The sequence below is a fragment of the Roseibium sp. TrichSKD4 genome, from assembly GCF_000148725.1.
Lineage (GTDB): Bacteria > Pseudomonadota > Alphaproteobacteria > Rhizobiales > Stappiaceae > Roseibium.
In genome coordinates, this window is record NZ_GL476310.1 from 483,428 (window position 1) to 493,541 (window position 10,114).

The following is a 10,114-nucleotide window of genomic DNA, read 5'->3' on the forward strand; positions in this document are numbered from 1 at the left end:
CGGTTTGGTCGCTTGGGTAGAAACTGGCAGGCAAAAGGCACAAAAAAGCCGGTGACAGATGACACCGGCTGGAAGTAGTAATCAGGCCTCATAACAAGAAGTTGTAATTACTGCGACTTAGATGATGGATCGAGGCACATCCACGCTTTAGAAACCCAGTTTGTCGAATGTCTGGAGAACGGACCATTTGACCATGGTCGCAAAAAGGATGGTTTTTGCAACACACTATTTCGGCCATTGAAAACAAGTAATCCGCCTCCTACTTCATGCAATATAGACCAACTATTTAGGGTGAATGCATGCCAAGAAAATTGAGAGGCAGTGACGGGCGAGATATTGCCATTCCAGACGGTGGGCGCGGCCTTCAGGGGAGCGATGGAAGAATGGTAGCCATTCCAAAAGGCGGGCGCGGCCTTCAGGGGAGCGATGGAAGAATGGTAGCCATTCCAAAAGGCGGGCGCGGCCTTCAGGGAAGCGATGGAAGGATGGTAGCCATTCCAAAAGGCGGGCGAGGCCTTCAGGGGAGCGATGGAAGAATGGTAGCCATTCCAGAAGGCGGACGGGGTGTACAAGGTAGCGACGGGCGTATGGTAGCTATTCCCGCAAATTGCCGAGCTGTTCAAGGTAGTGATGGACGTATGGTCGCCATTCACCCAGGAAAACAGGCTGTGCAGGATTCAAAAGGACGTATGCGAAACAAATAAAGCCAATTTTGCTTGTTATTTTGCGACAAGTTTCTGCGACGCTTAACGTCTTGAAATCACTGGTTGCAGATAGCCATTGCAAAAACCTTCCCATTTGCCATCGAGATCAACGCCCGAAATTCAGCCTGTTTATAGATCATGGCCTTAGAATGAGGAAATTTTCCTCAGGCAGATTTTAGCTTTTTGTCACCTCTTGGACGCGGGTGGAAATCCTCGAACATCTCGCCTTGATCCGGGTCTTTAGGACGGTTTGAAGTGCCCTTAACGTGGCGAATAACAGTGCGTCGATCGCATCCTACAAGCCGAGCGATTCTCTCGTAGGTGAAACCGGCCCGATCAAGGTCCCGGATCTTCCGATGACGTTGGGCGCCGCTGGACATTGGCCCCATTGGAACTTCAATTTCCTCACCCGCATAATAGGCGCATAGTTTGTCGGCATTCTCCTGCCCGACCAAAAGCGCCAGCCAATGATCAGGGCCAACCTTGACCGGGATTGTCACCCGTGTGCCACCGCGCTCTTCCGCCAACAACATTGCCGCCTGTTCGGAAATCCCGGCATGTTCCATCCACTCATACATTTTCGGAGTAAGAAACGCACTCTCGCTCATCTTCTTCTCTCCCGTAGGCAGAGCCGGATCTCAGATCCGGCGAACCAGTTCACCGAGCCGGTTCATGATAGAGATCCACTCTTTGTCCGTGAGGTCAGAGAGGGGGCGGTCGATGTCAAATTCAGAAAGCAGAAATCCCGCAAGGGTTCCGGGCTGTTGATCCGCGCGAACCAGTAACCCCCATTGTAGCTGGACAATCTGGTAACGGTGATCATTCAGGGTCGGGGGAAGAGACTTGTCGAAGGTGAAGAAACCCACCGCATTAAGGCCCAGTTCCTTTGAGACCATCTCGCGCTTGAGCCATGCCTTCAGCGCTTCAATGACCTTGTTGGCGTCCTCGCCATGGTGCAGGAACCTGGAATGCTCAATTCCCGTCTGACGGAAAAGAAACGCCAGCATTGCCTTGTCGGTGCGGTTCTTGACCACACCAAGGTTCCAACCCGCGATCCAGAGTGCTTGCAGTTTTGGGGCAAACTTGCCTGTTGCGCGGCCTGCCTTCGGAGCCGGGCGCTTGGGAACAAAGCCATCCGCCTGGAAGGCCGTATAGACCTTCTGCCGTTCCCGTTCACTCAGATCGCGGGTGGAACGCTTGCCGGTAAGCGTTTCCAGCTTGTCCCGATAGGTGTCGTCATCAAGGCCAAGCTGCTTTTGGGCAATTCGTAACATCTGGACGCTGGTCATGACAGGGCCCTCATCGTCTCAATCCTTGTAAGGAAGCCTGGGCTGGTTCTGCTTGCCAACGGACCCGGCATCTCCGAGCGGTTCCGGCTTTGCCCTTGCTTCCAGTTCTAATCTCAAAAGGTCTTTGGTGATTTCTTCGATCTGGTCATGCAGCTCGCGCTGCCGAGCCTTGCGAATTCTCAGCTTGTAAGCCCGCGCCAGAAGTTCATCCCGGCGAAGGCGCAAATTCGTCACCTCACTCAACCCGTTTGATGTGTTGGCGAGGCGGGACATTCTCAGCCTCCTTGCCGTTTGAGTTGGCGGGTGAAGTCCCGAACCAATTGGCTCTGGTATTTGAGAGCTGACTTCCGGTCCGTCCGGTTCATGGACCCAAGCATAGGAGCCAGGAGAAGGACGAGGGCGGAAACCACCTCGCTTGCCGAAAGCCGGTGCCTGACCAGAACGGTGCGGGTTTCTTCTGCAGCCGCCGCTGTGCGTTTATGGGAGCTGTCTGCAAGCATTAGGCAGCCTCCCGAGCTTGCTGGATATCGACACCGATGGACTGCAACTCGAAACGCAGTCCCAAGTCGGTGGAATTCGCATATCCAATTGAGGAAAACACCCGAGACGTTCCGATGGTTTCACTGACGATCTCAATCACAGTCTGGTGCAGCTTCTCGTCTGGAGTATTGGCCGGGAAAAACGAAGTCTTCACATCACGGTCAAAGGCTTCAAAGAAGGTTTCTTCGTTGATCTCCACTTCCGCGCAGACCATCACTGTCAGGGAACGTTTCATGGTCAGGCTGCCTCGCCGTTTAATTCGGTTTCAAACGGTTTGACCTGAAAGTCCTCACCTGCAGACTTGACCGTGATCCCCGAAACGGAAAAGACAGCGTTCGGGTCTTCAAGGATGGCCTCCTTATTGATCTCTTCCTTCGTGCGGATGAACTTCTCAAGGCCGTGTTCCCTGAGCGCTGCAAGGGCAGCGTCAATTGAGCGACAGACCACCCGAGGTGGGCGAACACGCCACGCAATCTCACCATTCATGAATTTGGCAAACTTGACCTTGCCCCCGGTCAGGCTGTCACGATTTGCGGCGCACCATGTCTCAATTCCCTTGAGCAGTTCCTTTGCCTTGCTCTTCACAGGAGCGGCCTGTTTCTCAAAGCGCTCTTTGACAAGCGCCAGCTCGTCATTCATGTCAGCCTTGATCCGCTCAGCCTCACGGTTCAGTTCCCCGAGTTGACGGATCATGTCGTCACACTCTTCTTTTGACTGAGGAACGATAAAACCGCCGGTGAGTTTCTTTGTACTTTGGCTCATGTTCTGTCTCCTGAATTGTTCGTGGAGTTGCATTCTTCGAACCGATCAGGGTCCGGGTCGCCAAAGAACGCGGCGGTCACATCATGCTTGGGTCTCGGAAGGCAGCGAACCGCCTCCCGTGACACCCTGAATTTTCGAGGCTGGTATTTGGCGGGCTGAGCGAGCGTTTCTGCGGACGCCGGTTTTTGCGCCACACGCACCTTCGGCAGTTCATCTGGAAAGGCGAGCAGGCACATCGCCAGATAGTAGGCGCGTTCAATGTCGAGGTGAGAGCGCCCCATGGTCAGGGCGATCTCGTCGAAATCATCCCCCAAGCGTTCAAGCCCGAGAACGGCCGCAAGCTCAATGCGAGTAAAGTCGCCGGTGGAAATCATGCCGCCCCTCCATCATCACGGGAGGAAACAAGGATCGGACGCTTGGCAACCGGAAAGACAACAATCGTATCGTCGGAAAGATCGATCTCCGTGAGCCGGGAGCCTTCGGCAACCCGAGACAATTCCAGCGACCGCGCCCGGTCCGCAAACTCGTCAAGGCGCATGCTGATATCGATGAAAATGTTGAAGGCCGGATCGTCTTCTGCAATCAAACCGTCGATCTTGCGTTCAAGCATCTTGCGGTAGGTGTAGAGGTCGAGACTAAGAGGCATTGCCGCCTCCTTTCAATCGGGAGTGAGGACAGCCGTTACGGCAGGCGCGGTAAAGTTCAGCTCGCACCGAGTTGGTGCTGACCCGCCGCTTGTCTTGCCAGTGAAGGCAGTCATTGCGTCCAATTTCACCAAGGACAGGGCATTGAACCATTTCGCCCATCAGTGCGCCGCGAACCTTGGCCTCAAGGTCGGACAGTTTTCCCGGATACTTGTTCGAAATCGCCTGGCTGATCATTGTCGTGGAACACCCAAGGAACTTTGAGCAGCCTTTTAGGGCGTCACGTTCAGCCAGATGGGCCAGTTCACGGACCCAATCAGGCAGACTGTCACCCCAGGCGCGCTCGGCCTTTTGAGGGAAGGTGAGTTCATCCGTCATGCCGCCAGCTCCTCTGCAACCGGCGTGCCCATAACCTTTTTCAAGTTGGCGTCATAAACAACCTTGGTGGAAAGGATTTTCGGAGGCTTGGGCCCGGTGTTCATGGACGCCTTTAATCGCCATATTTGGGCAATCGAACCGCGACCCTTTCTCATGATTTGCAGATAGCCTGCATCACTGAGAAAGCTGACATACTTCTTGGCCGTGGAACGGGGCACCTCAATCTCTGGGGTTGAGGACAGCAGCGCCAATTCCTGAAGGTCAAACTGCGACAGGATGCGGATGGTGCGCCAGAGATTGCGCTGAGCTAAGCCTTGTGTGCCGCGTGTGCCATCGCGGTTGATGATCGGGGTGACGGACGGGCGCTTTAAGAGCCGGTAAACGTTGTGAGTGTGGTATCCGCCATGAGGGAAGGGGGCGGTGATCTGGTCAACCACTTCTACAAAATTGGCGGCAAGCAACCGTTTTAGGAAGTCGCCGATGGCGCGGTCGTTGCGATCATTGCTGCGCAGCCCGATTTCCCGTTTGGTGAAGTGCGCACCGTTCTTGCCAAGCTCCCGGATGACACTCCAATAGTGATCATGGCCCCGGTAAATCGGCTTTGACGCAGTGACCCGCATTTCAAGCTGGATTGACATCATGCGGCCCTCTTTGCTGTCCGGCCAGTCGGCTTGCCGGTGTAGAAAAAGTTCTCGTTGAAATCGGCGAAGGTGTAGGTCGTCTGGCGCGTGTTGCGCGCGTGTTCCTTGATCCGGTTCAAGTTGACCGTGATCCGCCGCGCCCTGCCGCCAGACTTTTCAATCAAGCCGTCAATCAGGCAGTCGCTCAATTCCAGCTGGTCGCAGATGAGGCCAGCCAGCAGGCCGGCGTCCTCGAAATCACACTTTTCCGCAGGCACCCATTCCAGGACCCGGTTATGGACCCGCTCCACCCGCTCAAGTTTGGCGGGGAGGTTCTCCTCGCCGATCAAAAGAAGGGCGACCCGGCTCTGGTCCTGAATTTCCCGGACAAGTTCCAGCATGCCCTTGTCGGCCAGCTTGTCCGCTTCATCAATAATGAGAGGGCGATCAACCGTGTCGCTTAGAACGTCAATGACCTGTTCGGTGAGATCGGAAACAGAGCCGCGTGAGGGAACGTTGTCTTCTTTCTCAATTGCTTCGTGCAGAATCTTGAGAAGAAGCTTTTTGCGCGTCCAGCTGTCGCCAACCTCCACGACACGGGCTTGGGTCATGTTGGCTGCCAAGGCCGCCGCATAGGTTTTGCCGTAGCCCGAATACCCGTGGAACACGCCAATGCCCGGCATGTTTGGTCCTCTTCCCAAAACTGTTTCCACAAGCGTGACAAAACGAAACACGTTTTTGAGGTTGACCATTCCAAGGGAGTTGACGGGAGAGCCGCCGTTTGTCATTTTGAAAGTCTCCTTAAATCGAAAATCCGATTGACCCTGGCGCGGCAACGCCGGGGTTTTTCTTTGCCCATCAGGACGCGGGCGGTACGCTTGTTTTTTGCCCTCCCATTTGATTGAGCATCTTGTGAGCGCGGTATTCCGCACCGCTCTGGTAGTTGACCAGCCAGAGAGCATCGTCCTCGCAAAGGGACGCGCCTTCTGCGATCCGCGCTTCCAGCGTCATGGCGCGGGAGAACCGTCGCTCGGGTGTTTCCTGTCTTGCGATTGAGTGAACGCTGGCGCTCTTGCCGCCTGGAGCCTGTCCCGGCTGTTCAGCCGCCCGCATGCGCTCCATGACCTCTTGCTCTTTTTGAGAGAGAGGACGCGGGCCGCGCTTTGCCTTCGCACTACCTGCCGCCTGCATCTTGGCCGTTGAATGCTCGCCCCGCTCTTTCGGGAACGGCACTACATCGCCGTTGTGTTTGTAGCGTTCGCGGCGCGCATCCATCACAGTGCGTGGTGTGATCTTGCGCAGCTCTTTTTTGATATCGGCGGTTTTTTCATCATGAAGTGCCTTTTGACGTTCCTTCATGCGGGCAGCGATCTCGGCCCGGTCCACGCCTGCCAGATCAGGGCAGACGGCTTCGCCGAGATAGGTTTCTCCCTCAGGGTCAAACAGCCACAAACGACCTTGATCAGCAGGGTCTTCGCGGCACAAAACCTCTTCGCCAGCGGGAACGTCGAACGTGACGTATTTCTCGTTATCGTGACGAATGCCCTCTTTTGTCACTGTGCGAATACCGTTCTTGCCCGCAATCGGTGCAAGTAGAACATCAAGGGCCGCTTCGTTCTGAATACCCCGGATCTCACCTTTCCAGTCTTGGGCAAGCTCAAAAGGTGTTTTGCCCTTGAGACGGGAGTGCTTCTTGTGCGCATAAATCTGGTTGGTCCAGAAATCGGCATGCTCTTGCAGCTCGTTTGCCGACAGGTCCACATGAAACATTTTGGCGTCGTCAGTCCCAAGGCGGCTGGAGAATGCCTTGCGGGCTTCGATCTTCTTGCGGTCAGCGACCGAGTGACCGACAAAGCCGGGCAAGGTAGCCGCGCAATCGCGCTGGAAGGTTCCGATAACCCGCTCAACCGAACCCTTTTTCTCCGGCGAGTAAGGCGGTGAAAGCTCTTGCTCAATATCAAGCGCGTCCAGCAGTTTGACGGTCGCCTTGGCGGTAAAATCCGACCCATTATCGGTCTTGATGAGTTCGGGAACGCCCCAACCGATGAGGCACTTGCGAATAAGAAGGCCGACAGCCGAGGCTCGCGGTGTCTTTGTCACCAGAAGAATGATGCGGCGGGAATAAAGGTCGATTGCCATATAGATGTTCATGCGACCGTCAGTGGTCATTACATCTGAGGGCGAAGCGTCGATCTCCCAGATCTGGTTCAACCGGTCGGCTGAATGTGCACCCGCCATGGAAAAGCGGACTTTGGATTTCCACGCATCCGGGTTCGTGATCTTGAGAAGCTCGTTTCTGTTTTCCTGCTTCCACTGTTTAAGTGCCCTTTGAAACGTCCTTAAAGGGGGCATGGATTTGCGGACCTGACCGCGTGTTGTCTCCAGAAGAACGCTTTCGCCAAACTCAACTATGGCCGTGTCCCGGATGTGTTCAGCGGTCAGAAAATCGTTATGGGCGACAAGGGCCAGACAATAGGACTTGAGCCGTCCGTCTTCGGCCCGGTCCAGCACTCCGGTTCCCTTGCGCACCTTGGATGGATCATTGGCAAGCGAGCTGGCATCGCTCGCCTTTGCATCGCGCCACCTTGCTAGTGTGCGGGTTGAAAGTCGTCTGACAGCGCCGCGCACCCATTCCGGCACGGGAACCTTGCCCGCCAGATAAAGACGGACAAAGAGATCATCCGCGCCGGTTGCGCCCATGGAACTTGTTTTGCGGAACCGTTCGGCCACCCGCAGGATGATGAGCCGCGCATCGCGGGCCTCGCGCTCGGTGCCGTTCAAGGTTTCGTCGTAATCGGTCAGGCAGTCGGCCTGTTCAACACGAACAAAGCGGCTGGTGTAATCCAGCCTTTGTGGCAGCGGCAGCAAACTTAAATGATATTCAAACCCGCCGCCGCCATCGCGGCCCTCGCGCTTGCGACACAGATCGCACTCCTGCCAACCGTCCCGATCAATGATCTTTTGAACACCGCGCTTGGTCACCGGAAAGCCTTCCAGTTGAAGATCGGCCAGTTCTTGAGCGGTCAGCCAAAGTTTCATTTGATCCCCCGCACCTGTGTCAGAAGGATCTTGCGTTGGCTCTCGATCTTGGCTTGATGGTCATCAAGCATCTTGAGCCGAACAACATTCTCATAGCGGGCAGGCATGACGACATGGCCGAACATCTCAGCCACAAAGCCCAGGATTTCCGTCCGGCCTGTTGCCTCCATGAGCGCGACCAGTTGATCAACGGTGATGTTGTGGCCGGTCTTGCTCTCGGATGCATAGGTTTCCAGCATCGAAACTGTCACCTTGCGGCCAAGACGCTTGCTCATAAGGCCAGCGATTGTCACCCGGTCCTTGCCGCAATCCTTCATGGTTCTGGCAACGGCCCGGCTCAGCCGGGAGGAGAGGTCGTTTCCGGGAATGGCCCCTTCTTCAAAACCGATACTGACCTTTGGTGGCGTCCAGTCGAGGAAGAAGTCCGGCGTGTTCGGATCACGGGGTGTGCGGCGCTTAGTCATTGAGCCAGCCCTCCGATTTGACCAGCTCTATGATCTCGTCCTTAAAGGTGCGATAAACACTGCGCCGACCGGCAAGCGATAGCTTGGGCATGGTGTTGTAGATGGTGCGCACCCGCTTGTCCGGATCGCTTTCCGCCCGGCCATGACGCACAAGGGTGATGGCATCGCCAACCGTTCCAGCTTCCGGCTCTTCCGCAAACAGGATGTTGAGTACCTTGGCCTGTTCGTCGGGATCGCAGTCGGCGAGAAGTTTGAGGTCATTCTGTTTTTCCGCGAACTTGGTGTTCTTCAAACGCTCGCGTGAAGCGGGGGTGAGGGCTTCATAGATTTGAACTGCAAACTCTATTGAGCGACGTGAAAGCCCTGTTGCTTCTGTCGCATTCTGGCAAAACGCAAAAATTGCGACTTGCCTCTTTTGGCCGCCTGTATGCTGGTTTCCGCGCTTGCCGCCGTGTTTGGTTTCCGGATGCAGTGCCTCATGAATTTGCTTCATCTCATAGAGAGCCTCGCAGCGCTCCAGTGCGTTGAAATCCCAACGGGCAAGGTTTTCGAGGATCTCGCGAAGGCGCAGCTCGTGGGCTGATTGTCCGACGTCCGGATCAAGCACGCGAGCGTCAATCTCTTTCCATTTGCAAAGCTTGGCAGCTTGAAGGCGGTGCGCTCCTGCCACAAGCTCAAACCGCTTGTCCCGCTGCACCACATCAATGGGGGTTAAATGGCCGACTTCCTTAAACATGCCAGCCAGCAATTCTGCCCGGTCCGGGTCCACATCGCGCAGCCGGTTGTCCGGCACATCAATCAGTTTGATCTCTATCTTTTTGTCAGTCATGTAAGTGACCTCATTTGTTTCCGATGGGAGAAAAAGACCGGGCGGCAGGCTGCAGATCTGTGGGTCCGCCCGGCAAGTTGATTGGGAGGCGTCAGCCAGACCCTTCGACAAGGGTGAGGGTGACTAAGAACGGGTAGCCCCGCGACCGCACCACTCAGCAGGTGCCGCTATTTGCCAATGGGTCAGAAAGGGGAATTGCAAGCCAAGGGGCACCGCCGATCCCGAGGATGTTTAGGCTTGCGGCGATAGCTTGAGCCGCGTTGTCAGTAGGGAAGACCACAGCGTCACCGGGGAGGTAACCGGTCTTTGCTACGATGAACGGACGCTCACCCGGCCCTTCTTCACTGGTCTCACCCATGTAGAAATACTGCCGTCCTGACTTTGATATCTTGGTCAGGATGAACGCATCGTCCGGACAATCAGCGGGTGTCAGATGCTCGCTCTTTTTTTGATCAAGCTGTGTCATCAGGCAGCCTTCCTGTCTGGAGCTACCGAGCTTTTCTGACTAGCGCGCCTGGTTATTTGTTTGGTAGAAACACGGTGAGAGGTTCGAACCGGATAGCGATCCGGCCAAAGCTCTTCGGCAGGGGTTTCGAGGAACTCTGAAATGACCGTCTCGGCAGCACGTACAGTGCGTGTCCAGACATGGGGAAAGGCACGGCGGGACATTCCAGCCCGCTCCGCAAGCTCCTTGATGGTCATCCCTTGCCGAAGAATTTCGGCATAGATCGAGTGTCGATCCCAGCCATTCTCTGGCGGGAACTCGGGCTTGGACATGTGAAGCCTCTTGGTTGGGAAAACGGCTTGCGGCAACAAGCCGTTTTCTTTGGAGTTATGTGTGGCAA

Annotated in this window: 16 protein-coding genes; all 16 read right to left on the reverse strand. The window is 55.5% G+C overall.

The genetic code is table 11. From position 1 onward, the window contains the following. Window positions 1–868: 868 nt before the first annotated feature. The gene (locus tag TRICHSKD4_RS28030) at window positions 869–1,312 is read right to left on the reverse strand and encodes a hypothetical protein (RefSeq protein WP_009467029.1); all 444 of its coding nucleotides are present in this window, start codon (window positions 1,310–1,312) and stop codon (window positions 869–871) included. Between the two features lie 30 nt (window positions 1,313–1,342). Next, the gene (locus TRICHSKD4_RS08155; RefSeq protein ID WP_009467030.1) at window positions 1,343–1,993 is read right to left on the reverse strand and encodes a regulatory protein GemA; all 651 of its coding nucleotides are present in this window, start codon (window positions 1,991–1,993) and stop codon (window positions 1,343–1,345) included. Between the two features lie 18 nt (window positions 1,994–2,011). Next, window positions 2,012–2,266: a hypothetical protein gene (locus TRICHSKD4_RS08160; RefSeq protein WP_009467031.1), complete on the reverse strand. Its 255-nt coding sequence runs from the start codon at window positions 2,264–2,266 to the stop codon at window positions 2,012–2,014. A gap of 2 nt (window positions 2,267–2,268) precedes the next feature. Next, entirely contained in the window at window positions 2,269–2,493 is a 225-nt protein-coding gene (locus TRICHSKD4_RS08165) for a hypothetical protein (protein ID WP_009467032.1), read from the reverse strand. After that, complete coding sequence (locus TRICHSKD4_RS08170; protein ID WP_009467033.1) at window positions 2,493–2,768, reverse strand: hypothetical protein; 276 nt, start codon at window positions 2,766–2,768, stop codon at window positions 2,493–2,495. The genes TRICHSKD4_RS08165 and TRICHSKD4_RS08170 overlap by 1 nt, the downstream gene beginning before the upstream one ends. Before the next feature lie 2 nt (window positions 2,769–2,770). Then, on the reverse strand, window positions 2,771–3,295 hold the full coding sequence (locus TRICHSKD4_RS08175; RefSeq protein WP_009467034.1) for a host-nuclease inhibitor Gam family protein: 525 nt from the start codon (window positions 3,293–3,295) through the stop codon (window positions 2,771–2,773). Continuing rightward, window positions 3,292–3,669, reverse strand: coding sequence for a hypothetical protein (locus tag TRICHSKD4_RS08180; RefSeq protein ID WP_009467035.1), 378 nt, complete (start codon window positions 3,667–3,669; stop codon window positions 3,292–3,294). Before TRICHSKD4_RS08180 ends, TRICHSKD4_RS08175 begins: the two co-directional genes overlap by 4 nt. Then, window positions 3,666–3,941: a hypothetical protein gene (locus TRICHSKD4_RS08185; protein WP_009467036.1), complete on the reverse strand. Its 276-nt coding sequence runs from the start codon at window positions 3,939–3,941 to the stop codon at window positions 3,666–3,668. The genes TRICHSKD4_RS08180 and TRICHSKD4_RS08185 overlap by 4 nt, the downstream gene beginning before the upstream one ends. After that, window positions 3,931–4,317: a hypothetical protein gene (locus tag TRICHSKD4_RS08190; protein WP_009467037.1), complete on the reverse strand. Its 387-nt coding sequence runs from the start codon at window positions 4,315–4,317 to the stop codon at window positions 3,931–3,933. The genes TRICHSKD4_RS08185 and TRICHSKD4_RS08190 overlap by 11 nt, the downstream gene beginning before the upstream one ends. After that, complete coding sequence (locus tag TRICHSKD4_RS08195; protein ID WP_009467038.1) at window positions 4,314–4,958, reverse strand: hypothetical protein; 645 nt, start codon at window positions 4,956–4,958, stop codon at window positions 4,314–4,316. Before TRICHSKD4_RS08195 ends, TRICHSKD4_RS08190 begins: the two co-directional genes overlap by 4 nt. Next, entirely contained in the window at window positions 4,955–5,725 is a 771-nt protein-coding gene (locus TRICHSKD4_RS08200; RefSeq protein WP_040616504.1) for an AAA family ATPase, read from the reverse strand. The genes TRICHSKD4_RS08195 and TRICHSKD4_RS08200 overlap by 4 nt, the downstream gene beginning before the upstream one ends. A 70-nt stretch (window positions 5,726–5,795) precedes the next feature. Continuing rightward, window positions 5,796–7,976, reverse strand: a complete 2,181-nt coding sequence (locus TRICHSKD4_RS08205) for a DDE-type integrase/transposase/recombinase (RefSeq protein ID WP_009467040.1) — start codon at window positions 7,974–7,976, stop codon at window positions 5,796–5,798. After that, a complete protein-coding gene (locus tag TRICHSKD4_RS08210; RefSeq protein WP_009467041.1) occupies window positions 7,973–8,440 on the reverse strand; it encodes a hypothetical protein in 468 nt (155 codons plus the stop codon). Before TRICHSKD4_RS08210 ends, TRICHSKD4_RS08205 begins: the two co-directional genes overlap by 4 nt. Beyond that, entirely contained in the window at window positions 8,433–9,269 is an 837-nt protein-coding gene (locus TRICHSKD4_RS08215) for a ParB/RepB/Spo0J family partition protein (RefSeq protein ID WP_009467042.1), read from the reverse strand. The genes TRICHSKD4_RS08210 and TRICHSKD4_RS08215 overlap by 8 nt, the downstream gene beginning before the upstream one ends. Window positions 9,270–9,423: 154 nt before the next feature. Next, on the reverse strand, window positions 9,424–9,735 hold the full coding sequence (locus TRICHSKD4_RS08220) for a hypothetical protein (RefSeq protein WP_009467043.1): 312 nt from the start codon (window positions 9,733–9,735) through the stop codon (window positions 9,424–9,426). Next, the coding region (locus tag TRICHSKD4_RS08225) for a helix-turn-helix domain-containing protein (RefSeq protein ID WP_208993029.1) at window positions 9,735–10,114 on the reverse strand (380 nt) is incomplete at its 5' end. The genes TRICHSKD4_RS08225 and TRICHSKD4_RS08220, both read right to left, overlap by 1 nt.

What these genes read in the sequence shown, in the direction of transcription:
- TRICHSKD4_RS08170 (WP_009467033.1), bottom strand. Translation starts at nt 2,768, where the DNA reads ATGAAACGTTCCCTGACAGTGATGGTCTGCGCGGAAGTGGAGATCAAC.
- TRICHSKD4_RS08205 (WP_009467040.1), bottom strand. Translation starts at nt 7,976, where the DNA reads ATGAAACTTTGGCTGACCGCTCAAGAACTGGCCGATCTTCAACTGGAA.
- TRICHSKD4_RS08190 (WP_009467037.1), bottom strand. Translation starts at nt 4,317, where the DNA reads ATGACGGATGAACTCACCTTCCCTCAAAAGGCCGAGCGCGCCTGGGGT.
- TRICHSKD4_RS08185 (WP_009467036.1), bottom strand. Translation starts at nt 3,941, where the DNA reads ATGCCTCTTAGTCTCGACCTCTACACCTACCGCAAGATGCTTGAACGC.
- TRICHSKD4_RS08160 (WP_009467031.1), bottom strand. Translation starts at nt 2,266, where the DNA reads ATGTCCCGCCTCGCCAACACATCAAACGGGTTGAGTGAGGTGACGAAT.
- TRICHSKD4_RS08175 (WP_009467034.1), bottom strand. Translation starts at nt 3,295, where the DNA reads ATGAGCCAAAGTACAAAGAAACTCACCGGCGGTTTTATCGTTCCTCAG.
- TRICHSKD4_RS28030 (WP_009467029.1), bottom strand. Translation starts at nt 1,312, where the DNA reads ATGAGCGAGAGTGCGTTTCTTACTCCGAAAATGTATGAGTGGATGGAA.
- TRICHSKD4_RS08155 (WP_009467030.1), bottom strand. Translation starts at nt 1,993, where the DNA reads ATGACCAGCGTCCAGATGTTACGAATTGCCCAAAAGCAGCTTGGCCTT.
- TRICHSKD4_RS08220 (WP_009467043.1), bottom strand. Translation starts at nt 9,735, where the DNA reads ATGACACAGCTTGATCAAAAAAAGAGCGAGCATCTGACACCCGCTGAT.
- TRICHSKD4_RS08210 (WP_009467041.1), bottom strand. Translation starts at nt 8,440, where the DNA reads ATGACTAAGCGCCGCACACCCCGTGATCCGAACACGCCGGACTTCTTC.
- TRICHSKD4_RS08195 (WP_009467038.1), bottom strand. Translation starts at nt 4,958, where the DNA reads ATGATGTCAATCCAGCTTGAAATGCGGGTCACTGCGTCAAAGCCGATT.
- TRICHSKD4_RS08165 (WP_009467032.1), bottom strand. Translation starts at nt 2,493, where the DNA reads ATGCTTGCAGACAGCTCCCATAAACGCACAGCGGCGGCTGCAGAAGAA.
- TRICHSKD4_RS08215 (WP_009467042.1), bottom strand. Translation starts at nt 9,269, where the DNA reads ATGACTGACAAAAAGATAGAGATCAAACTGATTGATGTGCCGGACAAC.
- TRICHSKD4_RS08200 (WP_040616504.1), bottom strand. Translation starts at nt 5,725, where the DNA reads ATGACAAACGGCGGCTCTCCCGTCAACTCCCTTGGAATGGTCAACCTC.
- TRICHSKD4_RS08180 (WP_009467035.1), bottom strand. Translation starts at nt 3,669, where the DNA reads ATGATTTCCACCGGCGACTTTACTCGCATTGAGCTTGCGGCCGTTCTC.